The sequence below is a fragment of the Myxococcus sp. CA040A genome, assembly GCF_013336725.1.
Taxonomy (GTDB): Bacteria; Myxococcota; Myxococcia; order Myxococcales; family Myxococcaceae; genus Myxococcus; species Myxococcus llanfairpwllgwyngyllgogerychwyrndrobwllllantysiliogogogochensis.
Genome location: NZ_JABUMR010000006.1, coordinates 872012 through 895907, shown reverse-complemented (window position 1 = coordinate 895907; position 23896 = coordinate 872012). Strand labels below are relative to the sequence as shown.

The following is a 23896-nucleotide window of genomic DNA, read 5'->3' as shown; positions in this document are numbered from 1 at the left end:
GCTCAACCCCGTGAAGGGTGAGCAGTCACCGCGTCACGGCGCGGCCTGAGCCGGTACGGGGGCCTTCGCCTTCTTCTCCGCGGTGGCGAAGTCACCCGCCTTCACCTGGGTGACCTTCGTCCAGTCCAGGTGTCGCGACATGGCCTGACGCACGTCCGTCGGCTTGAGCTTGGAGAGCTGCTGTTCCACGCCCGCGTCGAAGGTGAGGGTGCGGCCCAGGTACAGGTAGCCGGCGAGCTTGCGCGCCAGGTTGCCGTCCTGCGCCCGAGCCGCCTGCCGGTACTCCAGCAGACCCGCGCGCGCCTTCTCCAGCTCCTCCGCCGAGTAGTCCTTCTGCAAGACGTTCGTCACTTCCTCACGCATCGCCGTTTCGAGCCGGCCCGCGTTCTCCGGCGCGTAGATGGCGTAGGTGATGAACGTGCCGACCGCGTCCAGGTCACCCGGGTCGATGTTGCTCGCGACGCCGTAGGACAGGCCATCCTTCTGGCGGATGCGCGTGGCCAGCCGCGAGTTGAGGAAGCCGCCGCCGAGCACGAAGTTGCCGAGCATCAGCGCCGGCCAGTCCTTGTCGTCCTCGCGCAGCTTGAGCGTCTGCCCCGCGTAGAAGTACGCGTTCGCCTTGTCCGGCGTCTCCAGGGCCACGGCCTTGGGGCCCACGTCGTTGAAGACCTCCGGCACGCGCGCGTAGGGCGCCGGGCTCTTCCAGTCGCCGAACAACTTGCCAGTCTCCGCCACGAGTTCCTTCGGGTCGAAGTCACCCACCACGGCCAGCTCCGCGTTGGCGCCGCCGTAGAACGCCTTGTGGAAGGCGCGGGCCTGCTCCAGCGTGGTGTCCTTCGCGCCGGCGATGCGCTCGTCGAGCGTGGGCACGTAGTAGGGGTGGCCCTTCGTGTAGTGGCTCGACAGCGTCCGCCAGAAGGCGATGCTGCCCTGCGTCTCCGGCTCGCTGCGCTGCGACTCCAGGTCCGCCAGCCGCGACTGCTTGAGCAGGGTGAACTCCTTCTCGTCGAAGGAGGGCTCGCGAAGAATCTCGGCCACCAGCGCCAGCACCTTGGGCAGGCTCGCGCGCGGGCACTCGATGGACACCGACGCTCCGGCAAGGCCCCCGTCCACGCCAACGCGCGCCTTCAGCTTGTCGAACTCGTCCTGGATTTGCTGCCGCGTGTGCTTCTTGGTGCCGCGCATCAGCATGCGGCCCGCGTACGACGCCGCGTCGGCCTTGCCGCGCAGCGCCGCCTCCGTGCCCCAGTGGAAGGACAAGGACGCGTTCACCATCTCACCGCGCGTCTTCTTGGACAGCACCGCGTACTTCATGCCGCCCGGCAGCTCGCCGCGCTGCACGCGCGCCTCGATGTTGGCGGGGGAGGGGTCGAACGCCTCGCCCTGCGCCACCGCGGCGCGGCCCTTGTAGCCGTCCATCATCTTCGCCATCTCCACCGGCGGCGGCAGCTCCGAGCGCTCCGGCTTCGCCGTGGGGATGAACGCGCCCAGCGTGCGATTGGAGGCCTTGAGGTAGGTGGCCGCCACGCGCGTGACGTCCACGGGCTTCACCGCCTCGATGCGGTCGCGGTGCAGGAACATCAAGCGCCAGTCGCCGGTGGCGGCCCACTCGGACAGGCCGATGGCGGCGCGCTCGGAGTTGTTCAGCGTCAGCTCCATCATCTTCAAGAGCGTCGTCTTCGCGCGGGAGACCTCCTCCTCGGTGAAGGGCGTGCGCGCCGAGTCCTCCACCGTCTTCAGCAGCGCCTCGCGCGCGGCGGCCAGGGGCTGGTCCTCGCGCATGTCCGCGCTGAACCCGATGATGCCCGGGTCGCGGAACTGGTAGTTGTACGCGGACACGTTCGACGCCTTCTTCGTCTCCACCAGGGCCTTGTAGAGACGGCCCGACGGGTGGTCGCCCAGCGCGAGCGTCAGCACGTCGATGGCGGCGAAGTCGGGGTGGGCGCCCTCGGGCACGTGATACACGCTGGCGAGCAGGGTGTTGTCGCCCACGCGGCGCAGCGTCACCTCTCGCTCACCGTCCTGGGTGGGCTCGGCGGTGTACGTGACGGGCAGGGGCGCGGCGGGCTTCTTCAACTTGCCGAAGGAGGACTGGATGAAGCCCAGCGTCTTCGCCTCGTCGAAGCGGCCGGCGACCACCAGCAGCGCGTTATCCGGGCGGTAGTACTTCCGGTAGAAGGCCTGGAGCCGGTCGATGGGCACGTTCTCCAAATCGGAGCGCGCGCCGATGGTCGACTTGCCGTAGCTGTGCCAGATGTACGCGGCGCTGAGGACGCGCTCCTGGAGGATGCTGCCCGGGTCGTTCTCGCCGGACTCGAACTCGTTGCGGACGACGGTCATCTCGCTGTCGAGGTCCTTCTTGGCGATGAAGCTGTTGACCATGCGGTCGGCTTCGAAGGACAGCGCCCAGCGCAGGTTCTCGTCCGAGGCGGGCAGCGTCTCGAAGTAGTTGGTGCGGTCCAGCCACGTCGTGCCGTTGGGGCGGGCGCCCCGCTCGGTGAGCGCCTGGGGCACGTTCTTGGTGGTGGGCGTGCCCTTGAACATCAGGTGCTCGAGCAGGTGGGCCATGCCCGTCTCGCCATAGCCCTCGTGCTTGCTGCCCACGAAGTACGTCACGTTCACGGTGACGTTGGGCTTGGTCGGGTCGGGGAAGAGGAGCACGCGCATGCCATTGGCGAGGCGGTACTCGGTGATGCCCTCCACGCTCGTCACCGGAGTGAGCGCGGAGCCCTTGGCCTTCGCGGGAGCGGCCTTCGCGGCGGGGGTAGGGGAGGGGGCAGGGGCCTGGGCCCATACAGGAGTGGTGGCCACCAGCATCAGGGGGGCCAACAGGGAAAGCGGGGTACGACGCCTCATGCGGTCCTCGCGGGTCTTCATAAAGTGCACGGCGCTTCTAACCCGGTACGGGTCATCCGCCATCCCGGAAGCCAGCACTTCCTCCTGGCGGGCGTCCACCGTGAGACAGGGGAGGGAGCGCCCGGACCCGCCCCTCGGCCCCTCGACACGCGGGTTCGTCTGGATTTCCCATGACAACCTCATGGGTTGTTTGTCTGATTGCCACCGTGTCAGATTGGTTTGGTAGGGTGTCTTCAACCTTGGAAGCGGCATGGGGCCGCTCGGAGGGAGGCAGGCGGGATGGCGAGATACGACGGTGGGGGAGTGGACGCGGCGATCAACGACCTTTCGAAGGTCCTGGAGCGCATGCGGGTGCGTCTGGATGCGCTCGACCAGAGCCACTTCGAGCTCAAGGAGGCCATCCGGGACGGACGGAAGGCGTTCCGGGAGGTCACTCTCGAAGCCGGGGAGCTGCGACGGGAGGTCACGGAGTTCCGGCAGGACGTCGCGGAGTTCAAGCAGGACGTCCGTGAGCTGAAACACGATGTGAGTGCGCTCAAGCAGGACGTAGCCGCGGTCAACCAGAAGGTGGAGACCTTGGACGTGAAGGTCCACACCTTCGACCAGAAGGTGGAGGCCCTGGACAGCAAGGTGGAGACCCTGGACAACAGGGTCCACACGCTGGAAGACAAGTCGAAGGCCTCGGACCATCGGTTCCTGGTTGTCGAGGAGAAGGTCGACGTGTTCTCCCGCGACCTCCAGGTGGTCCGCGCGGGCTTCGAGCAAGCCGTCGAGTCCCTCGCGAAGTTGAGCGACCACGTGGGTGCCTCGACCTCGGAGCTGCGTCGGGGACTGTTCCACGTCAACGGGAAGGTCGCCCGGCTCACCGTCGACCGGGAAGACACCGAGCGGCGGCTGCAAGCCCACGAGAGCATCTTGAACAAGCTGCTCAAGAACTGAGTCACTGACTCCCGAGCGAAGTGCCGCGAGGAAGGCCCTCGTGCCGGTGTAGCGTCCCCTCCGGCCTCGGACTTCCACGCCCGAAGCGAAGGGATTCGTATGAGGCTGGTGCTCATCTCCGACACCCATCGACGGCACGAGGAGCTGGAGGTCCCCGCGTGTGACGTGCTCATCCACGCGGGTGACTTCTCTCGCCGGGGAAAGCAGCCGGAGCTGGAGTCCTTCCTCGCCTGGTTCGCCAGCCGCCCGGCCCGCGAGAAGGTGTTCGTCGCGGGCAACCACGACTTCATCTGCGAGACGCAGCCCGAGCTGACCCGGACCCTCGCGCGGGAAGCGGGCGTGCACTACCTCGAAGACGAGGAGGTGCTCGTCGGGGGGCTTCGCCTCTGGGGCTCCCCGGTGACGCCACGCTTCGGAGGCATGGCCTTCAACCGCGAGCGGGGCGCCGACATCCTCACCCACTGGAACCGCATCCCCGAGGGCCTGGATGTGCTCATCACCCACGGTCCCCCCAAGGGCCTCGGGGACCGCACGTTCCTCGGGGCGCACGTGGGCTGCGCGGACTTGCTCGCGCGCGTGCGGCAGGTCCGCCCGCGCCTCCACGTCTTCGGCCACATCCACGAGTCACCGGGCGAGCACGCGCTTCCCGACGTGCCCACCCGCTTCCTCAACGTGGCCAACTGTCACCTCCACCCGTTCGGGATGCGGCCTCCCGTGGTGGTGGAGCTGGACGCGCCGTGAGCCGGGGGACGAGCGCCCCGTCTCCCGGCGAGGGGCCAGGAAGACCCGTGCGTCCAGTCTTCATCCTCCGGAATGTCGCTCGGGCGGCGGGGAGGCGTGGGGAGACGTGCAAGCATCGGCACCCTGGCCCGTTAAGTAGTAAGGACCGCGTGCCGGATTCGTGGCCCGTCTCCCAGGTACCAGGAGCTTCTTCGGATGAAACGATTTCTCATCGGCGCGCTCGCCTTCATTGGCGCGATGTCCGTCCTCTTCATGCTGGGCCTCATCGCCCTCATCGTGATGGCCTCCACGAGCCGCCCGAGCGTGCCGTCCAACCTCGTGCTGGAAATGGACCTGTCGCAGCCGCTGCCGGAGCACGTGTCGGGCGACTCGCTGGCCGGGGCCTTCGGTGAGGACCCGCTCACGGTGCGCGACGTGGTGGATGCGCTGGAGAAGGCCGGAGAGGACTCGCGGGTGAAGTCGCTGGTGGTGCGCGTGGGCACCAGCCCCGGCACTCCCGCGACGACGCAGGAGCTGCGCGACGCGGTGAAGGCGTTCCGGGCCAAGGGCAAGAAGGCCATCGCCTTCACCGACTCCTTCGGCGAGGAGGCCAACGGCACCAGCGCGTACTACTTCGCGTCGGCCTTCGATGAAATCTACATGCAGCCGTCCGGCGCGGTGAACATCATCGGCCTCGCGTTCGAGACGCCGTTCGCTCGGGATGCGCTGGCGAAGCTGGGCGTGAAGCCCCAGTTCGACAAGCGCTACGAGTTCAAGAACGCGGTCAACAGCTACACCGAGCAGGGCTACACCGGGCCGCACCTGGAGGCCACCGAGCGCTTCGCGGGCAGCCTCTTCGGGCAGATGGTGCGGGGCATCGCCGAGGGGCGCGGGCTGACGGAGGACGCGGTGCGCGCGCTCATCGACCGGGCACCGCTGCTCGCGCCGGAGGCGGTGGACGGCAAGCTGCTGAACGGCCTGCGCTACCGCGACGAGGTCTACGCCGAGCAGAAGAAGGCGGCGGGCGACGGCGCGGAGCTCCTGTACGTGAAGAAGTACCTGGAGCGCGCGGGCCGGCCGCACACCACGGGGGAGACCATTGCTCTCGTGTACGGGGTGGGCGAGGTGGCGCGCGGCAAGAGCGGGGGCAGCCCGTTCGGCGAGGGGGCCATGGGCGGCGACACCGTGGCGGCGGCGCTGCGCAAGGCCTCCGAGGACTCGCGCGTGAAGGCCATCATCTTCCGCGTGGACAGCCCCGGCGGCAGCTACGTGGCCAGCGACACGGTGCGCCGCGAGGTGCAGCGCGCTCGCGAGGCGGGCAAGCCCGTCATCGCCACCATGGGTTCGTACGCCGCCAGCGGCGGGTACTACTTCGCCATGGAGGCGGACAAGATTGTCGCCCAGCCCGGCACGCTGACGGGCAGCATCGGCGTGTACACCGGCAAGTTCGTCACCAACGGCTTCTGGGAGAAGTTGGGCGTCAACTTCGACACCGTGGCGCTGGGGCGCAACGCCACGCTCGCCAGCTCGGACGCGGACTACACGCCGGAGCAGCAGGCGCGGGTGGACGCGGAGCTGGACCGCATCTACACGGACTTCACCACGCGCGCCGCGAGCAGCCGGAAGATGCCGCTGGAGAAGCTGCAGGGCCTGGCCAAGGGCCGCGTCTGGACGGGTGAGGACGCGCTGGAGAACGGCCTCGTGGATGCGCTGGGCGGCTATGCCAAGGCGCTCGAGCTGGCGAAGGAAGCGGCGAAGCTCCCCGCGGATGCCCGGGTGCGCATCGAGGAGTATCCGCGCAAGAAGAGCCCCGCCGAGGTGCTCTCCTCCGTGCTGGGCGAGACGGGGGACAACAGCGAGGACACCTCCGCCACGACGGCGGTCGTCACGCCCTGGGCGCCGCTGGTGGAGGCCACGCGCGTGGTGCATGGCCTGGGGGTGCGGCTGGGTGTCTTCGCACCCGAGCGCGGCTCGCTGTACGCGCCCATGCCCCAGACGCGCTGGTAGCGGGCCTTTCCGTTTTACGCGCCCCCGCGTGCCTTCCGGACGCAGGGGCGTGATGTCGGAACGCCGTGGATCCAAGGGCTTCGGGGCGCGCGGCATGCCTCGAAGCCCTTTTCGCGCCGTCACAACCCTGGACGCGCTCCGTCTCCCAGAGGAGACGTGACGACGCGGCACGGTGGGTGGGCGCCCCTGGGCCCCTGCCTTGCAGATGTCGTGGACGCGGAACCGTCTGTCGTCGGCGAGGAAGCCGCGACGGCCGGTGCGGGCGTAGAACTGTTTCAATTTTCCGGGACGAGTGCGTTCCCAGGGGTAGTGGCCGCCGTGGGGGGCCGGAGGAGCCGGGTATGAAGAAGCGACTGGGGGACATCTTGCTGGCGCGCGGCGTGATTGATGCGCTGCAGCTCCACTCCGCGCTGGCGTATCAGCGCAAGTGGGGGGTGCCGTTGGGGCAGGTGGTCGTGGATCAACGCTTCTGCTCGGCGGATCAGGTGCTGGAGGCGCTGGCGGAGCAGGTGGGGATGCAGACGGTGGACCTGTCGGCGCAGGCGCCCGAGCCCGGGCTGGCGCGGCTGATTCCGGAGCGGGTGGCGGAGGCGCACCGGGTGGTGCCCCTGCGGCTGGAAGGACACGCGCCCAAGGACACGCTGGTGGTGGCCATGGCCGCTCCGGCGAGCCTTGCGTCGCTGGACGCGGTGAAGAGCGTGACGGGGCGGACGCGGGTGGTGGCGAAGCTGGCCACGGATGCGTCCATCCGCCGAGCCATTGGCCGGATGTACCGGGGCGAGACGGACGTCGTCGCCCGGCGGCCCGGCATGGAGGGGTTCTCCCTGCCCGAGGCGGACGAGCAGATGACCATGGTGCTCGGCGCCAGCATGGTGGAGCTGACGAACATGGAGGCGCCGCCCGAGGAGGCGCTGCCGCTCCTGTCCTCGCTGGAGGAAGAGGCGGCGCGGCCCCAGCCCGCGGTGAAGGTGCCCGCGCCGAGGGCGCCCTTGCGCTCGAAGCTGCCCACGCTGACGGCGGCCCGTCCGGAGCCCATGGCCCAGGTGCTGGTGTACGGCTGGGGCGTGGACGCGGCGGCGGGGCTGGTGAAGGTGCTGGCGGGCGCGGGACTCACCTCCCGCGTGGCGAGCACCGAGGAGCTGCTGGCTTCGAGCGAGATGCAGGTGGTGGTGACGCCGCTGCCGTCGCTGGAGGCCCTGGGGTGCAAGGTGCCCGCGCAGGTGGTGGTGGCGGGCAAGACGCCCGAGGTGGACCTGCCTCGCGCGCAGGCGGTGGGGGCCCGAGGCTTCCTGGCCGCCCCGGTGGATCCGGACCTCTTGCTGCGTGCGGTGCGCAGGATGGTGCATCCCGCGGGTGATGCCACGTTTCTCCGCCGCGCGAGCTGAAGGGCGCGACGGGAGTCAGGGCACGGCGGAGAGCAGTGAAGTCTCCCCGCACAGCGAGGACTCGGGGAGCCACAGCGTCTCGAGTTCCACCGGTGCGGAGGTGAAGGGCTCGGCGCGCACCAGCGCGTCGGACTCGTAGCAGCCGGTGAGGAGCCAGCCTCGCTTGACGCGCTGGTACGTCTCCAGCGTGCGCGCGAGGGGGTCCACCAGCCAGACATGGGAGACGCCCTGGCGCGCGTAGACGGGCAGCTTGCGCGTGCGGTCCAGCGCGGCGGTGGAGGGCGCGAGCACCTCGCACACCCAATCCGGGGCCAGCGTGAGGAAGGGCACGTCCGGGTCGATGGGGGAGGCGACGCGGTCTCGCCGCCAGCCGGCCACGTCCGGGACGAGCACGTCGTGACCGAGCCGCAGTTCGGGGGCGCGCAGGAAACACCAGCGGCCACTGCCACCCCGGCGTCGGTCGAGCTGCTCGCCCAGTTCCACCCCCAGCATGAAGGCGGCGCGAGTCTGCGCGGGAGTCAGCCTGGGTGAAGCGACGAACTCCTCGTCGAGGACTTCTCCCACCCAGCCCGAGGGCAGGGCCGAGAGCATCGAGTGGTTCGCCAGGTGGATGATGCCTTCCGTCACAGCGCCTCCGAAGGTGCGGCGGTTGAGGGCGGCATTCTAGGAGGGGGTCTGACACGTCCCCGACTGCTCGGAACGCGTCACTTTCCGATGCAGAATCGCTGGAAGATTGCGTCGATGAGTGCCTCGGAAGCGGAGGTTCCGGACAGTTCGCCGAGCGCCTCCAGGGCGAGGGCCAGCTCACCGGAGACGACTTCCAGGGTGGACAGGCGCGACGCGGACTCCGCGCGTGCGAGTGCCTCGGCGGCGCGACGCAAGGCATCGGCGTGGCGCTCGGATACGAGGGCTACCGCGGAGGGCGTACCGCCACCCCACAGCCGGGAGAGGAGGGATTCGCGCAGGGCGTCAACACCTTCGCCGGTGAGCCCGCTGACACGCGGGCGCGGCGCACCGAGGGTCTCCGACCCCACGTCGCACTTGCCGTCGATGACCAGCACGTCCGTCGCGCCCGCCTCTGCCCGCCAGCGCTCCGCGTCAGACTCGGACGTCCCTGGCGGCAGCACGAGCACCGTCAGGTCCACGCCCGCCAGCAGTTCGCGCGTCCGGGCGATACCCAGCGCCTCCACGCGGCCCGGCGTCTCGCGCAGTCCCGCCGTGTCGAACAGCGTGACGCCCAGGCCGTTCCACTCGACACGGGCCTCCAGTGCATCGCGCGTCGTCCCAGGCTCGTCGTCCACCAGCGCGCGCACCTCGCCCACCAGTCGGTTGAACAGCGTGGACTTGCCCGCGTTGACCGGGCCGAACAACGCCACGCGCGCGCCCCGGCGCACCAGTCGACCCTGTCCCGCCTCGGAGAGCAGCACCTCCGCCCGAGCCCGCAGCACCTGGACTCGCGCCTCCGAATCCTCGTCCGCGCCCTCCGCCTCGTCGGGGAAGTTGAGCACGCCCTCCAGGTCCGCATGCAGCGAGCGCAGGGGCTCCTCCAGCGCACGCACCCGCTCCGTGAGCGCACCCGAGAGCCCCGCCGCGGCGGCACGCACCGCGGACTCCGAGTCGGCCGCCACCAGGTCCGCCACCGCCTCCGCGCGTGTCAGGTCGATGCGGCCATTCAGGAAGGCGCGCCGGGTGAACTCACCGGGCGCCGCGGGACGCGCGAGCCCGTCCTCCAGCGCACGCGCCAGCAACAACTGAAGCAATCGCGGACTGCCATGAGCCTGGAGCTCCACCACGTCCTCGCCCGTGAAGGAGGAGGGCGCGCGGAAGTAGAGGAAGAGTCCCTCGTCCAGCGCCCGGCCCTGCGCATCCACGAAGCCCGCGAGGTACGCGTGGCGAGGCGTGGGCTCCACGGGAATGCTCGGCGCCAGGCGGCGACCCACCTCCAGCGCGGCGGGGCCCGACAGCCGGAGGATGCCCACGGCCCCAGCGGTGGGTGCCGTGGCCAGCGCGACGATGGTGGAAGTGGCTGAAGTCATCTCGGCTGGGGAGCGATGCTCCCCTCCGCGCGGGAGAGACTACCGGGGCCCCATGGGGGGCGTGGAACCACGGGCGGCCTTCTCGACGGCCTCGCGATTCTCCTCGATGTACTTCTCGACCGCTCCGTCTTCGATTTCCAGGTCCCGGAGCACTCCCGGGTAGACGAAGCGGAAGGCGGGAGACTCCTCATCCCCGCGCAGGCGGAAGCTCATCTTCAGCACCGCCGCGCCGTACAGCTTGTCCTTGAGACCCTTCGCCTTGCCCATGCACCGCCCTCTCACTCGTCGAAATCGTCCTCGTCATCATCCGGGAGCAAGCTCCGCTTGGGCAGCGGCGCCGGCTTCTCCGGAGTGAACACGACACGGCGGTTGCGACCCTCGCCCTCGGCCGTCACCTTCAACCCCGCCACACCTTCTACCGCCTTAAAGACGCGCGCGCGGTCATCCTGTTTCATCGCGGCGAGCGCGTAGAAGCGCCCCAGGCTGGCGGACTTCTCCGCGAGCCGGCGGACCGCCTCTCGCAGCGCCGCATCCTCTTCCACGGCCACCGAGCGCTCATCCGACTCGCCGCCCGCCCGCGCGGGCGCCGCCGCGCTCCGAGGCGCCGCGGCCTGAGCCGTCCCTCGCTGCGCCTGCTTCCCGGGAGCCTGCGACTGAGCCACGGGAGCAGGCGCACGGGGCGCCACCGCGGGAGCGGGAGCCGTGGCCGCCGCCGCGCCGGCCACGGGGGCGGGCGCCTGCGCGGGGGCCTGCTGCTGCGGCTCGCGACGCTGACGGGGCTCCGGGTGCGCGCCACAGCCCAGCACCACCCAGCGCCGCTCGACGCCGGGACGGTGCAGCATCTTGTTGAGCAGGAACTGGAGCGAATCCAGCACCTGACTGCGGCGGCCCTGCTCCACGCCGGGAGGAGGGCCCGCCTCGAAGTGCAGCGCGACGGACAGGCTGCCATCCGCCGCGTCCTGCATGTCCAGGCGCGCGGGGAAGCCCATCAGCCCGAGGATGTCCCCGAGGAGCTTCTCCACGCGCGGCCGGAAGTCCGGGGCCGGAGTCCCGCCCGAGGCGGGAGTGCCGCCCACGGGGGCCTGCTGAGGAACCTGCTGCTCGCTCACTTGCGTTTTCCTCCCGCTGTCGCCACCGCGGGCGTTCCGCCCCCTGCCTGGGGCTTGTTCTTCCGGTCCAGCCACTTCCGGAGCCCGTACTGCTGCGCGATGGAGAGGATGTTGTTGGTGAAGATGTAGAGCGACAGGCCCGCCGGGTACTGGAGCAGCGTCAGCGTGAAGATGCCGGGCACGAACCAGGTCATGATCTTCGCCTGGGTCGCATCCATCATCTGCGGCTGCATCTTCTGGGTGATGATCATCGAAATGCCCAGCGCCAGGGGCAGCAGGTACGTGGGGTCCTTGTAGGTCAGGTCCCTCCAGATGGGACCGAAGAAGGGCTCACCGTACAGGTCGAAGCTGTTGCGCAGCGCCGTGAAGAGGGCAATCCAGACCGGCATCTGGATGAGCAGCGGGAGGCAGCCGCCGAGCGGATTGACCTTCGCCTCCTGGTACAGCTTCATGATTTCCACGTTCTGCTGCTCGCGGTTGTCCGCGAACTTCTTGCGAATCTCCTCCATGCGCGGCTGGAGCTTCTTCACCTCTTCCATGCTGACCATGGAGCGGTAGGTGAGCGGCAGCAGCACCAGCTTCACCACGACGGTGAGCAGGATGATGGCCACGCCCCAGTTGCCGGTGAGGCCGTGGAAGAACTTCATGATGCCCAGCAGAATCTTGCAGATGACCGCCCAGATGCCGAAGTCGACGGTGTCCTCGAGCTTCGGGTGGAACACGGCCTCGCCCAGGCCCGCGGCCTGACGCAGCTCCGGACCGGGCACCACGGCCATCAGGTCCGGGTCCTTGGGGCCCAGGTAGCCGCCGAGCCGCAGCGTCACCGTCTCGCCCGCGCCCACGCTCAGCGGGAAGGCCGCCGTCACCTGCCGCGCGGTGGGCGTGGCGGTGAGGATGCAGTGACCGGGGCGCGGCCCGTCCAGCGGGTAGAGCGCGGACAGGAAGTACTGCTGGTTGATGCCGAAGAAGTGGATCTGCCCCTTGGTGTCCTCGGGCTTGTCGTCGCCCGGGTTCATGTTGTGGAGCTTCTCGTCCACCCAGCACGCGGAGCGGCTCAGGTTGCCCACGCCGCCGAAGAAGGACGGGGCGTGCTCGAAGTTCGGGTCGATGGCGCGGCCGTAGTGAACTTGAAGCTCGCCGTTCTGAGGCTGGCCGGAGGTGTTCTTCACCTGGATGGTGTACGTGAGCTCGAAGCCCTCGTGCGGCCACTGGAGCACCTTCACGACTTCCCACGGGCCCTGGCGGCCGGTGAAGGTGACGGACTCGGCGCCGCCGCCCTTCTTCTCCTCCACCGTGTAGGGCACGTTCTTCGGCAGGGGGCTTGCGCCCTCGATGGTGACGGACAGGGGCAGCGGCTCGTTGGGCACCGGCTGCGCCAGGTTCATCTGCGGCGCGGGAGGAACCTCCTTGCCCACCAGCAACTGCCAGCCCTGGGCCAACGTGAGCGAGTGCTGCTCACGCAGCTTCACGCCCTGCAACTGGGCCTCCGTCAGGCCCGCCCCCAGCGAGGAGAAGCGGTAGACGGAGTCCTTGCGCATCATCTCCACCTGCCGCGCGGGCGGGGGAGGGGTGGCGTCCGAGGGAGTTCCGGTGGGCGGCGGCGTGCCCTCACCGGACGGCGGGAGGGCGGCCTGGGCCGTGGTGCCCGCGTCCTGCGTCGTGCCGGTGGTCGTCACACCCGCGTCGTCGGCGCCGGGGGCGGCCGGCGGGGGCGGGAAGAGGAACATCCATCCGGCGGTGACGGCGAAGGAGAGCAGCAGGGCGACCAGCAGCCGCTTCTGGGAGTCGTTCGACTGGGGCGAAAGCGGATCGTTCATAGAGGTCCCTCCCCTCGGGGGAGGGTGCGGCAAGGGGTGGAAGCCCCGTCACGGCACCGGGTCGATGCCACCGGGGTGGAAAGGCTGGCAGCGCATCAAGCGCCACAGGGTGAGCCAGGAGCCCTTGAGGCCTCCGTGCTTTTCCAGCGCCTCCATGGCGTAGGTGGAGCAGGAGGGGTGGAAGCGGCACACCTTCGGCAAGAGCGGCCCGAGGAACTTCCGGTAGAACCGGATGGGCAGCGAGATGGCGAAGGCGAGCGGGCTCATCTGGGAGGCTCCTTCGGCTTCGGCTCGGCGGCCGGCGGGAGCCGCTGCAGCTTACGGGTGACACCGTCGAAGGCGCGGGACAGAGCCACGAAGGAGGCTTCCTTCGCGGACGAGCGCGCCACCAACACAACGTCCAGGCCCGGGGGCCATTGCATGCGGCGCTTGCGGAACAACTCCCGCAGCACCCGCCTCAGGCGCGCCCGTACCACCGCGTTTCCCACCTTGCTCGACACGGTGAGGCCAACACGGGAGTACGTCCGGCCATTGCGCTTGTAGAGAGCGAGGAGACAGTCGGAGGGGAGCTTCTGCCCACCGTCCTGCACCTCGAGGAACTCACGCCTGCTGAGCAGGCGAAGGGCCTTGGGGAAGCGCTGGTCTGCCGGGCCCTGCTGCCCCGGCGTCGCACCCTCGGCCCTCACACGCGGACTCGCTTACTTCTTCGCAGCCGACACGACCAGCCGCTTGCGGCCCTTCGCGCGGCGGCGCTTGAGGACATCCCGGCCGGACTTGGTGGCGTTGCGCTTGCGGAACCCGTGGGTGCGGTTGCGGCGCAGCTTCGACGGCTGGTACGTGCGCTTGGACACGGCTCGAACTCCTTGATGATGAAGGCGGCGCCTCCTGCTGCTCCGGCGCGACCTGAACTAGGGAAAGGGCCGGGGGCATACCCCATTTCCAGGGTAAGTCAACGGAGGATCACCTCCACCCGCCCCATTTTCCCGATCCTGGGAACGAAACCGTCGCCCCCTGCCCACAGAGGGGGCGCCTGCCTGCCTACATGGGTCCGGAAACGGAAGTCCAGGCCGCCCGGCCGATCACCCCGGGACTCGGAACTTCCGCCAAGCCCTGCAATGCGCTCAAACGACCTTTCGCGCCGCGTTAGAGTCGGGCGATGCCCCAGGTGCATGTCGCCCAGGAACATGAGTGCTTGAATGACATCGCGGCTCGCTACGGCCTGCTCCCCGAGGCCATCTGGAATGACCCGGGTAACGCTGAACTCCGTGAGCTGCGCCAGGACCCCAATGTGCTCCTGGCCGGCGATGTCCTGACGATTCCCGCCCTCCAGCAGGTCCGCCACGCCGCCCAGACGGGCAAACGCTACCGCTTCCGCCGCAAGGGCGTGCCCGTGCAGGTCCAGGTGCGGCTCCTGAGCGGCTCGGAGCCCCGAAAGGACGCCCGGTACCTCCTGGAGGTCGACGGTGAGGCCCTCTCCGGCACCACCGGGCCCGCCGGGGACGTCACGTTCTGGGTCATGCCGGGCAGCCAGCAGGCCACGCTCGAGCTGGAAGGGGAGGAGCGCTACGAGTTGAAGCTGAGCCGGTTGGACCCGGCCACGGAGGCCAGCGGCGTGCGCCAGCGGCTCATCAACCTGGGCTACCTGGACGTCGAAGGGGACGAGGACGAGCTCGCCGTCGCCGTCATCGCCTTCAAGCGCGAGCACTGCGGCCTGGAGCTGACACCGGAGGACCTGCTCGCGGGTGACGACGACGCGTACGAGCGCGTCACCACCGTCGACGACCGCACGCGCACCCAGCTCATCGCCATCCACGGCTCCTGAACTTCACCGTCCAACATCGCGCCCGCGAAAGCCCTCATGGCCCACGAGTGGATTCTCTACATCGACAGTGACGCAACCGTTCTGCGCGCCACGCGGAACCTCCTGAGCCGCTACGACCTCTTCCAACTGCGTGAAGACACCGGCTGGATGACGGACACCCTCATCGACCACGGCGTCACCGGCTACGACGACGGGCTGGGGGCGCTGAACGCCCACCAGGTGATGTGGATTTCCCCCTCCGTGGTCAAGGCGGGCAAGGACGGGGATGACGAGGCCTTCGGCAACTCCCTGGGCGCGGAGCTGGGCGCCGCGCGGCACCTGGACCTGGCGACCACCCGGCTGCCGAAGGACGCGCCAGTGCTCCTCTTTCCCGTCAACACCGAGGAGACCCACTGGAGCCTGCTCGTCTTCTCCGCGGCGACCCGCGCCTTCGTGCACTACGACTCCCTGGGGGAGAGCAACGCGGGCGCGGCCCGGGCCCTCATCCAGAAGCTCCACGCGAAGGGCTATCTCTCCCGGGCGCTCGACTTCACGACCTCCGCGGACGTCGAGCGTCAGGAGGATGGCTACAACTGCGGCCTCTACGTCATCCAGTTCGCCCGGGCCCTGATGCGCGCGGGGCAGACGCTCTCCGCGAACCCGCTCGGCCTCATCACCAGCGCGAGCTGCGACCTGCTGCGGGGACAGATGTTGAGGGCGCTCGAGCCCCTCTTTCCGCCCGCGCCCCTGGCCCAGCCACCGCCTCCGCTCGGGGGCGAGTCGTCTGCCCGGAAGGAGCGCAAGCCTCCCGAGCCCACGAAGAAGAGCGACTCGGACGTCATCCTCAAGAAGTCGCTGATGAGCACGAAGAGCAGCCGGAAGAAGAAGCTCAAGACGGCCCTGCTGCTCGCGACGAACAACGACCGGGACTTCACCAAGTGCTTCATCCACACCAGCCCGAGCGCGCTGACGGTCATCAACGGCGAGCGCGCCGAGAGCCTGATGACCCTGGTGGACGAAGGACGGACCCTCTGGGAGGTGCTCGGTGAGTCGTCGAGCGTTCCCTCACCCCGGAAGCCCAAGGGGGGCGGGTTCGTCTCCAAGTACTCCACCTATGTGGAGAAGGGCGGCTTCACGCTGGAGCCCCGACTCCACCCAGACACCTCCGAGGCCATCCAGACGGACCGGACGCAGAGCCTCCTCAAGCGCGTGCCCGCGGAGGGCTTCCAGCCCACCTTCTTCCAGTTCCAGCGCCAGGACATGAACACGCTCCTGGCGCACTACGAGCAGAACGTTCCCGACTTCCACCACAACCACCAGCACATCGCGCGCAGCCTGATACTCGGCATGGCCATGGCGAACTTCTACCTGCGCCATGGCCAGCCGCGCTTCCTGCCCGGGGACACGCGACCGGAGAGCTTGCGCACCAAACCAGCCAATGACGACGGGCAACGCGACGAAGCCCTCGCGCGGATGCCCGAGCCCGAGCTGGATGAGGTGGACATCTCCGCCATCGCCTACGGCATCGGCATGCATGACTGCGCCCGCGCCAGCTCAGGCAAGGACGTCTGGGAGCACGAGAGCGCGCGCAACTGCTTCTACTACCTGCGCGAGTCCGGCTACGGGAACGAGTACGCCGCCTACGTCGCGAGGATGATCGTCAAGAACGAGCAGAACGACGACGAGCGAAAGGAGAAGCCGAAGCCCCCGGAGGAGAAGGGCTTCTCCGTCCCAAAGGTCATCACCGTGAGCAAGGTGGACAGCCGCTCCGCGAAGAAGGGCGACGCGAAGAACACCGCGCGCACGGATGAGCCCAAGCCTCCGAGGCTGGGGGACCTCAACGAGCAGATTGTCCACGACGCGGACACGCTCGAAATCCACCGCGTCCTCAACAACAAGAAGTTCCTGCCAGAGCGACTGCTGTTCCTGACCGATGAGCGGCTGGACAGGGTGAAGCTGGCGGAGGGACGCAAGCAGGAGTTCCGCGAGCAGCTCATCGCGGACGCGGCCTGGTTCGTCCACATCACCGAGAAGATCGCCGTGCCGCCCGAAGACGGAGACGACGGCAAGTCCGGAGGGCCAGGGAGGGTCCACTTCGAGGAAGGGCTCAAGTCCTTCCGGGGCGTGACGAAGCAGTTCGGCGGCTACTTCGAGGCCCACGAGTCGGTGCTCATCGAGGCCATCGTCCAGAAGCCTCGGTCCTTTCCCTTCTTCTACCAGTACTACTTCCACGCCTGCTTCGACCCGAAGGACGCCCAGTTCCTGAAGCTCACGCCCGAGGAGCGCCTGGTGCTGGTCCGCGCGCGCATCAACACCATCGAGCGCGTGACGCGCGACCACGCCCTCGCCACCGAGGCCCTGACGGCCTTCAACACCACGGGCTCCACGGACTACACCGTCGAGAACTTCGGCCGGGATTTGGTGCAGTTCCAGCTCACGGCGAACCTCAACTGCGATGACCTGGAGAAGGTCATCGACGCGGTGGACCGGGGCACGAAGCTGCCGGCACACCTGGCCCAGTACTGGGAGATCTTCTTCAAGACGGGCAAGCAGCGCGTGGGCGCGAGCACGGACTCGGTGCCTCGCGACAACGCCGAGCGCTTCAAGGTCCAGTACCAGACCCCCTGCGAGTCCCCTGGCTTCGACCGCGCGCGCCGACCCAAGTACGCCGCCATCAACCTGGCGCAGACGACGTCCGGCGCGTGCCCCAAGTACGGCGACGCGGCCTACATCCTCAAGCCCCACCTCTGGCGGCGCATCACCCTCACGCACAACGACACCTTCAGCGTGGGCGTGTTCCCCGACGACCTCTGCACGCCCACCCACCCGTTCACCCTCTTGAAGCAGATCAGCGGCCTGCGCTTCCAGGAAGACCACCTGAAGCTCTACGCCGCCGGGCGGGGACAGAACGACGGCCTGCGCAGGGCGGCCCAGAAGAAGGCCGCCATCCCCTACATCGAGGCCCACATCCACGGGCTCGTCGAGTGGGCCCACGACGTGGAGGAGATTCGCATCAGCGTGAACCCGGCGAGCCGCGACGCGTACAAGAGCGAGGAGAAGGTCTGGGACTGGGGCGCCTTCGACGCAAAGCTGCTCGCCTTCGCTCAACTGTGGGCCACCGACGAGCGCCCCGGTGGCATCCCCGTGCGCTACGTGAGCGACGACAGCTTCGAGGTCTTCGCCACCCGGGAGGACGCGATGAAGCAGCAGAATCCCCTCGGCGCGCGGACCGTCACCGGAAAGCTCTCCGGCGCACAGCACCACAAGGCGCCTCCAAAGCCGAAGCTCCCCGTGTCCGACTCGAAGCCTCCCGACTCGAAGCCTCCCGACTCGAAGCTCCCCAGCTCCGAAGCGGAGTCCACGCTCTAACGGATGCCCTCGCCCATGCTGACCATTCGAGAGAACCAGTTGAGCGCGCTCGGCGCCGTCTCGGAGCAGCGCTTCGAAGCGGACCTGCGCGAGCACCTGCGGCGCCACTTCCCCGAGGAGCTGCGAGCCTTGGACGACGCGGCGCTCGCGGCGCACGTGAGAGAGGGCCTGAGTCAGGCGAAGGCGCGCTCGCTCACGTCCAGACAGGGCCTCACCTGGTACGTGGAGGTGACGGCGATGCACGGGCTCGACTTCGAGTCACGTCCCGAGCTGCGCTGGGCCTCGCAGATGCTCGATGACGCGGACGTCACCGAGCCGCACGAGCGGATGCGCCGCCTGCACCTGGAGGCGACGCGTAGGAAGCAGCGCGAAGAACGCAACGCCCAGACACGACAGCGCTTCAGGAACGGAGGGACCTAGGACATGGGCCTCGAAGACAACAGTGCCGCGGTGCAGGCGTGCCCCCTGGAAGAGGGCTGGGTGGAGCTCGAACTCGTGGGAGAGAACGACATGCCCATCGCCAACGAGCGCTTCATCGTCATCCTCGCGGACGGCACCCAGCGAAAGGGACGCACGGATGCGCGGGGCTTCGCGCGCGTCGGCGGACTGCCCCCAGGGCCGTGTCACCTCTGCTTCCCGGAGCTGGATGCCCAGAGCCACGAAGCGCTGGGCGTGGTGCCCTCCAGCGGATCCACCGGGAGCCCCTGAGGGCGCGCACGCGCGAAACCGCGCCCTTTTGCATTCCGTACCCACAGTCAAGTCGGGACAGGGGAACCCCAGCGGTTGGGGGGCGTCGGGCGGATCTCCACAATCGCGCCGGGGCGGCATGGCCGTTGCCGATCATCCGGACCCGGAAAAGATCCTTCAACGGCGCCGCTTTGGGTCGGTAGCTTGATCCACCCGGAAGCGTCTGTTAGCACCGCCAGACGCTCGCAACTCCCTCCGCTTTGCACGGTTGAGACACACTTGAACGCCCTCGCTCAGGCCGCACCCTCCATTCCAAGTGCTGGAATTCTCTGGAACAAGATGCTGGAGGCCATCCGTCAGGAAGGCCGTCAGTACGCGCTCCAGTGGTTGGACCGGGTTCGCGCGCTGGAGGTCCGTGACGGGGCGCTCGTCCTCGGTGTTCCGGATCGCTTCTTCCGCGACTGGGTGGATGACCACTACCGCGGATTGCTCGAAGGACACCTGGCCCGGTTGGGTGACGGACTCGTCTCCGTCGCCTACGAAGTGGTGGAGGGACTCGTCCCGGAGGGCTTCTTCCCGCCCACACCCACCGTGAAGGTGAGCATTGGCCGTCCTTCGAGGCTGAACAGCCGCTTCACGTTCAACACCTTCGTGGTGGCGGACAGCAACCAGCTCCCCGCCGCGGCGGCGCAGGCCGTGTCCGACAAGCCGGGCCACCACTACAACCCGCTCTACATCTACGGCGGCACCGGCCTGGGGAAGACGCACCTGCTGCAGGCGGTGGGCAATCACATCTGGGAGAAGGACCCCACGCAGCGGGTGGTGTTCCTGTCGAGCGAGCAGTTCACCAACGAGTACGTGGAGAGCGTTCGCGAGCACCGCATGACGGACTTCCGGCGGAAGTTCCGGGAAGAGTGCGACGTGCTGCTCATCGACGACATCCAGTTCCTGGGCAAGCGCGAGGAGACGCAGAAGGAGTTCTTCTACACCTTCAACACGCTCTACGAGCTGGGCAAGGCCATCATCCTCACCAGCGACACGGTGCCCGCGGAGATTCCGGGCCTGGAGGAGCGGCTGCGCAGTCGCTTCACCATGGGGTTGATGACAGACATCCGCGAGCCCACGTACGAGACGCGGGTGGCCATCCTCCAGAAGAAGGCCCTGACGGAGAACCTGGACCTGCCGGACTCGGTGGCGCACTTCATCGCCAAGCACATCCAGAAGAACGTGCGTGAGCTCGAAGGCGCGCTGGTGAAGCTGTCCGCGGTGCACAGCCTGACGCGCCAGCCGGTGACGGAGGAGTTCGCCGCGGAGGTGCTGCGCGACATCCTCCCCGCGCAGAACGTGGTGGACGTGGAAGCCATCCAGCGCGAGGTGGCCCGCTTCTACAAAGTCACGGTGGAGTCGTTGAAGGAAGACCGCCGTCACAAAGCCCTGGCGCATGCGCGGCAGGTGGCCATGTACCTGAGCCGCAAGCTGACCAAGAGTTCCTACCCGGAGATTGCGTCCCGCTTCAGCAAGGACCACTCCACCGTCATCTCCGCCGTGCGCAAGGTGGAGGGGCTGCGGGAGTCGGACCCCACCGTGAAGCGGGAGCTGGCGGAGCTGGAGCTGCGGCTCGGCGGTCAGTGAGCGTTCGGTCTTCCTCCTCCCTGGGTTGAGGCACCGCGTCACGCCGGGCCGACGACCAGGAATGGGGGGTGGCTCCGTATCCCAGGTGCCGTGTCCCCTCGCCTGAAGAGCTTGGTGCCCCTCATCGTCTTGCTGGCGGTGATGGCCCTGTGGAGCTTCGAGGCGCAGCGAGGCTGGAAGCCGTCAGCGCCCACCCAGGTCATCTCGGTGAGCCACCCCGCACCGCGCTCCGACGAGCCCCTTTCCACCGCTGTCCCAAAGACAGTCCCACCCGGGAAGCGAGGCCGCCAACGCGTGCTGACGCCCGGACTGGAGCACCGGTACTCGTTCGACCTGGATGCGCGTTCGGCCGAGCAGCTCCCCGGCGCGGAGACGGGACGCACCTGGCGGCACACCGGCTGGAGCGGCGTGCTGGAGCTGACGTATCTGGGCGAGGAGGGAGGGCAGCACTTCTTCTCCGCTCGGGTGGAGCCCTCGCGAGTGGAGGTGGAGGAGCCACTCGGAGAGGACGAACTGCGCGCCTTTCGTTCGCGCTTCGAGCGGCCCGTGTACGTGGCCCAGGACCCCCGTGGACGCGTGCTCTCGGTGCACTTCGACGGAGAGCTGGCCGCGCGGGAGCGGCGGTTCCTGCGCTTGCTGCTGGCGGCCACCCAGTTCGTGGCGGAGGACGGCCGGAGCTGGAGCACGGAGGAGACAGACACCACCGGGGACTACGAGTCGGAGTACCGCGCGGGGGGCAGCGCGAACACGTACGTGAAGACGAAGCGGCGCTACCTGCGGACGGCGCTGCCGCTGTGGGCGCCGACGGGGCCTCGGGGTCCGGGCCTGGTGGTGCCTCGGCTGCGAGGGCACCTGGACTTCATGCTCGACGAGGACGGGCTCTTGCGAGAGGTGACGGGCTCGGACGTGGTGGAGCTGGGAGGCGGCGCGACGGGGCTGCCCCAGACGCGCGCGGAGACCCGGGTGGCGCTGACTCGACTGGAGACGCCGCGTCGGACATCGCTGTCGATGCGAGTGTTTCGAGAGGCCCGGAGCCGGCTGCACGCGGAGCCCCTGTCGGCGATGGAGTCCACGCGCATGGGGGCGGTGGAGGGGGACCGTCGGCTGGTGGGGGATGCGACGCTGGAGGTCCTGCTCGGCGTGCTGGAGACGGAGACGCGGGAGCAGGAGTTGCTTCAGGCCCGGGAGCGACTGGCGGCGCTGTTCCGACTGCTGCCCACGAAGGCGGTGTTGGCGGCGCGGCGCGTGCGGTGGGTGGCGGCGGCTCAAGGCAGCGGGGTGGCTCAGGTGTTGGACGCGCTGGGGAGCGCGGGGACTCCGGAGGCACAGCGGGAGCTGGCCCGGCTGCTGGGGGAATCGCGGCTGAGGGTGACGACACGGGCGTTGGTGGCCACGGCGGCGGGGAAGGTGGCGCGGCCGTCGGCGGAGTTGACGCAAGCGTTGGCTCGGGCCGTGGGAGCGACGAAGGAAGGCGAGCTGAAGCGCGCGGTGGTGCTCGCGCTCGGTTCGGTGGCGAAGGGGTTGGAGCGCTCGGAGCCCGGACGTGCGCTCGGGGTGCTCGATGGGTTGATGGGGCGCTGCGAGGCGAAGCGGCTGGATGTGGAGACGTGCTTGCGGGCGCTGGCGCGGACGGGCTCGGCTCGAGGGTTGGAGTATGCGCGCGCGGCGCTGGCTCACCGCTCGGCGGAGGTGCGCGTGGTGGCCACGGAGGCGTTGGGGGCGATGGCGGGTGCGGACGTGGATGTGTTGTTGGACACTGTGCTGCTGGAGGACCCGGAGGCGCGGGTGCGCGTGCAGGCGGCGGTGATGATTTCGCGGCGCGTGGCTGGTCCGCACCTGCGCGCGGTGGCGCAGGTGTTGCGTGCGGATCCCGAGCCCCAGGTCCGCGCCGAGGTGGTGCGGATGCTGGGGACACTGCTCACCGTGGAGCACCTGGCCGGTGAGCTCTTGCGCGACGTGGTCGCCCGCGATGACTCCGAGGACGTGAGACGTCTGGCTTCATCACTCCTCGCGGAGTAGGGCGCGGCTCACGCCTCCGGAACCCACAGCGCGCGCAGGTCCGCGGGGAGCTGGCCAATCACATCCTCGGCCTCTCCCTCGGAAATATGCGCTCGCACCGTGGCGAACACGGCGCGCGTGAGGCGCTCCGCTTCGTTCGGCGTCGTGTCCAGGTCGTCGGAGACCATCTGGAGGAACTCCAGCATCTTGAACTTGCGGGGAGGCAGGCCCTCGTGTCGCGGGCAGCGCTGCAACAAGTCCCTCACCTTCTGCGGCAGCTGCGCCTCCAGGTGCTCCACCTCCTGGCCCATCAACCGCTGCTCCAGCGTGCAGAGCACCGACTCCGCGGCCCGCTCCGCGAGCGGACGGTCGACTCCCGCCTTCGCCTCCAGGTCCCTCAAGAAGAGCGTGTACGTCCGCGACGTCCTCGACTCGCGCCGCTTCGCGCGCAGCTCCTCCGTCGACGTGCTCGGGCGCTCGCCCGCCTCTGGTCGTCCCTCGTTTTCATTCGCCATGTCGTGGCCCTCCCCTGTCCGGGTGTGGTGGCTGACTCCCACCCACTCACCGTGGACACCTCCCTCCCAGAAGGCAGCATGCCCCCGCCGCGCGCCGGGGCGACGAGCCGGCACTCAGGCGGGAAGCCGCTCCAGGAAGCCCTTCACGAGCGGCCCGAAGAGCAGCAACCACAGCACCGTGCCCCCGACTCCCAGCAGGATGCCCGCCACCGCCTGCCACCCCTTACCGATGGGAGGCCGCGCTCGCGAATCCACCTTCCGCAAGGCGATGAGACCGAAGACCACCGCCACGGGCCCCAGCACCGGAAAGATGAACGTCGTGAACCCCAACGACAGCGCATGTCTCGCCATCGGGTTGTTGACCCGCAAATCCCACAACCGCCGCAGCTCCTTCTCCGACACGTCCACGCGGAAGAAGAGCCGGTTCCTCGTGTCGAGGAAGATTTGCAACGCGGTGACGAAAAGCAGGAACCCACCCACGAGCAGCGCGGGGCCGAACATCGCCGCGCCCGCCACCCCCGCGACCACCGGCGTGAAGACCAGGGCCGTCCTCGCCCAGCTCTGTCCCAGGTAGAACGCCCCACCCACCACCGCGGCGCCGAGCAGCACCAGCGCCATGGGCCAGACGCCTTGCAACAAGGCCGTCAGCACGCCCGCGAACACCCCCAGCGTCCCGACTCCCACCAGCCACGCATTCGTGTCGCGCCGCCCCCAGAGCTTCAGCCGGAAGGTCTCCAGGTAGTTCACCTCCGGGCGGAGGGAGCAGGCCGCGCAATACAGCACGCCCATCACCCACGTGGAGCACTCCTCACAGACGAAGCCGCCGCAGCGCTGACACGTCCCCCCCGCCTCCACCTCCGGGTGGAGAGCGCAGCGAGGCGTGACACCGACCAAGGAAACCATGCGCTCCAGTGTCTCATGGAGCGCCGCGCGCTTGGGACGCGAGTCAACGGACACCTCACCCCGCTCGGAGCCGGCCCTCAACAGTTGCCACCCGCCGCCCATTCCGCTTGTCATTCCTTGCC

General features: G+C 68.9%; 21 protein-coding genes. 10 read left to right on the top strand and 11 right to left on the bottom strand.

Annotated features, from left to right (window positions below):
- Positions 1-33: 33 nt before the first annotated feature.
- Entirely contained in the window at positions 34-2856 is a 2823-nt protein-coding gene (locus HUA75_RS29850) for a pitrilysin family protein (protein ID WP_174488303.1), read from the bottom strand.
- 279 nt (positions 2857-3135) lie between these two features.
- Here HUA75_RS29850 and HUA75_RS29845 point away from each other — a divergent pair, with 279 nt between their 5' ends.
- The 4 genes from HUA75_RS29845 to HUA75_RS29830 all read left to right on the top strand — a co-directional run bounded on the left by HUA75_RS29845 (position 3136) and on the right by HUA75_RS29830 (position 7907).
- Positions 3136-3795 (top strand): hypothetical protein, encoded by a 660-nt coding sequence (locus HUA75_RS29845; protein WP_174488302.1) that lies wholly within the window; start codon positions 3136-3138, stop codon positions 3793-3795.
- 99 nt (positions 3796-3894) lie between these two features.
- Positions 3895-4536: a metallophosphatase domain-containing protein gene (locus HUA75_RS29840; RefSeq protein WP_174488301.1), complete on the top strand. Its 642-nt coding sequence runs from the start codon at positions 3895-3897 to the stop codon at positions 4534-4536.
- Positions 4537-4731: 195 nt separating this feature from the next.
- Positions 4732-6522: a signal peptide peptidase SppA gene (gene sppA / locus HUA75_RS29835; RefSeq protein ID WP_141648814.1), complete on the top strand. Its 1791-nt coding sequence runs from the start codon at positions 4732-4734 to the stop codon at positions 6520-6522.
- Positions 6523-6863: 341 nt separating this feature from the next.
- Complete coding sequence (locus tag HUA75_RS29830) at positions 6864-7907, top strand: general secretion pathway protein GspE (protein ID WP_141648815.1); 1044 nt, start codon at positions 6864-6866, stop codon at positions 7905-7907.
- 15 nt (positions 7908-7922) lie between these two features.
- On the opposite strand, the gene HUA75_RS29825 is transcribed toward HUA75_RS29830, so the two are convergent.
- From HUA75_RS29825 to rpmH, 8 genes are all read right to left on the bottom strand, one after another.
- On the bottom strand, positions 7923-8534 hold the full coding sequence (locus tag HUA75_RS29825; RefSeq protein WP_174456108.1) for a Uma2 family endonuclease: 612 nt from the start codon (positions 8532-8534) through the stop codon (positions 7923-7925).
- A 77-nt stretch (positions 8535-8611) separates the two neighbouring features.
- Positions 8612-9943, bottom strand: coding sequence for a tRNA uridine-5-carboxymethylaminomethyl(34) synthesis GTPase MnmE (gene mnmE, locus HUA75_RS29820; RefSeq protein WP_141648816.1), 1332 nt, complete (start codon positions 9941-9943; stop codon positions 8612-8614).
- 39 nt (positions 9944-9982) lie between these two features.
- Complete coding sequence (locus HUA75_RS29815) at positions 9983-10210, bottom strand: hypothetical protein (RefSeq protein ID WP_141648817.1); 228 nt, start codon at positions 10208-10210, stop codon at positions 9983-9985.
- 11 nt (positions 10211-10221) lie between these two features.
- The gene (locus HUA75_RS29810; RefSeq protein ID WP_174488300.1) at positions 10222-11052 is read right to left on the bottom strand and encodes a hypothetical protein; all 831 of its coding nucleotides are present in this window, start codon (positions 11050-11052) and stop codon (positions 10222-10224) included.
- The gene (gene yidC / locus HUA75_RS29805; protein ID WP_174488299.1) at positions 11049-12869 is read right to left on the bottom strand and encodes a membrane protein insertase YidC; all 1821 of its coding nucleotides are present in this window, start codon (positions 12867-12869) and stop codon (positions 11049-11051) included. Before yidC ends, HUA75_RS29810 begins: the two co-directional genes overlap by 4 nt.
- 48 nt (positions 12870-12917) lie before the next feature.
- Positions 12918-13136, bottom strand: a complete 219-nt coding sequence (yidD, locus tag HUA75_RS29800; protein WP_141648954.1) for a membrane protein insertion efficiency factor YidD — start codon at positions 13134-13136, stop codon at positions 12918-12920.
- Positions 13133-13555: a ribonuclease P protein component gene (gene rnpA, locus HUA75_RS29795; protein WP_141648953.1), complete on the bottom strand. Its 423-nt coding sequence runs from the start codon at positions 13553-13555 to the stop codon at positions 13133-13135. The genes yidD and rnpA overlap by 4 nt, the downstream gene beginning before the upstream one ends.
- Before the next feature lie 12 nt (positions 13556-13567).
- The gene (gene rpmH, locus HUA75_RS29790) at positions 13568-13720 is read right to left on the bottom strand and encodes a 50S ribosomal protein L34 (RefSeq protein ID WP_141648952.1); all 153 of its coding nucleotides are present in this window, start codon (positions 13718-13720) and stop codon (positions 13568-13570) included.
- A gap of 341 nt (positions 13721-14061) precedes the next feature.
- Between rpmH and HUA75_RS29785 the strand changes: the two genes are divergently transcribed.
- From HUA75_RS29785 to HUA75_RS29760, 6 genes are all read left to right on the top strand, one after another.
- Positions 14062-14691 carry a hypothetical protein gene (locus HUA75_RS29785; protein ID WP_174488298.1) on the top strand — a complete coding sequence of 210 codons (630 nt, stop codon included), beginning with the start codon at positions 14062-14064 and terminating at the stop codon, positions 14689-14691.
- A 36-nt stretch (positions 14692-14727) separates the two neighbouring features.
- Positions 14728-18039 carry a DUF3626 domain-containing protein gene (locus HUA75_RS29780; protein WP_174488297.1) on the top strand — a complete coding sequence of 1104 codons (3312 nt, stop codon included), beginning with the start codon at positions 14728-14730 and terminating at the stop codon, positions 18037-18039.
- A gap of 15 nt (positions 18040-18054) precedes the next feature.
- Positions 18055-18459: a hypothetical protein gene (locus HUA75_RS29775; RefSeq protein WP_174488296.1), complete on the top strand. Its 405-nt coding sequence runs from the start codon at positions 18055-18057 to the stop codon at positions 18457-18459.
- A gap of 3 nt (positions 18460-18462) precedes the next feature.
- Positions 18463-18747, top strand: a complete 285-nt coding sequence (locus HUA75_RS29770; RefSeq protein ID WP_174456102.1) for a hypothetical protein — start codon at positions 18463-18465, stop codon at positions 18745-18747.
- Between the two features lie 258 nt (positions 18748-19005).
- The gene (gene dnaA, locus HUA75_RS29765) at positions 19006-20358 is read left to right on the top strand and encodes a chromosomal replication initiator protein DnaA (RefSeq protein WP_141648947.1); all 1353 of its coding nucleotides are present in this window, start codon (positions 19006-19008) and stop codon (positions 20356-20358) included.
- A gap of 114 nt (positions 20359-20472) precedes the next feature.
- On the top strand, positions 20473-22377 hold the full coding sequence (locus HUA75_RS29760; protein WP_371746221.1) for a HEAT repeat domain-containing protein: 1905 nt from the start codon (positions 20473-20475) through the stop codon (positions 22375-22377).
- An 8-nt stretch (positions 22378-22385) separates the two neighbouring features.
- On the opposite strand, the gene HUA75_RS29755 is transcribed toward HUA75_RS29760, so the two are convergent.
- Both HUA75_RS29755 and HUA75_RS29750 read right to left on the bottom strand, forming a co-directional pair.
- Positions 22386-22871, bottom strand: a complete 486-nt coding sequence (locus tag HUA75_RS29755) for a DUF2267 domain-containing protein (RefSeq protein WP_141648609.1) — start codon at positions 22869-22871, stop codon at positions 22386-22388.
- Between the two features lie 114 nt (positions 22872-22985).
- Complete coding sequence (locus tag HUA75_RS29750) at positions 22986-23774, bottom strand: DUF4190 domain-containing protein (protein ID WP_174488295.1); 789 nt, start codon at positions 23772-23774, stop codon at positions 22986-22988.
- Positions 23775-23896: the final 122 nt, after the last annotated feature.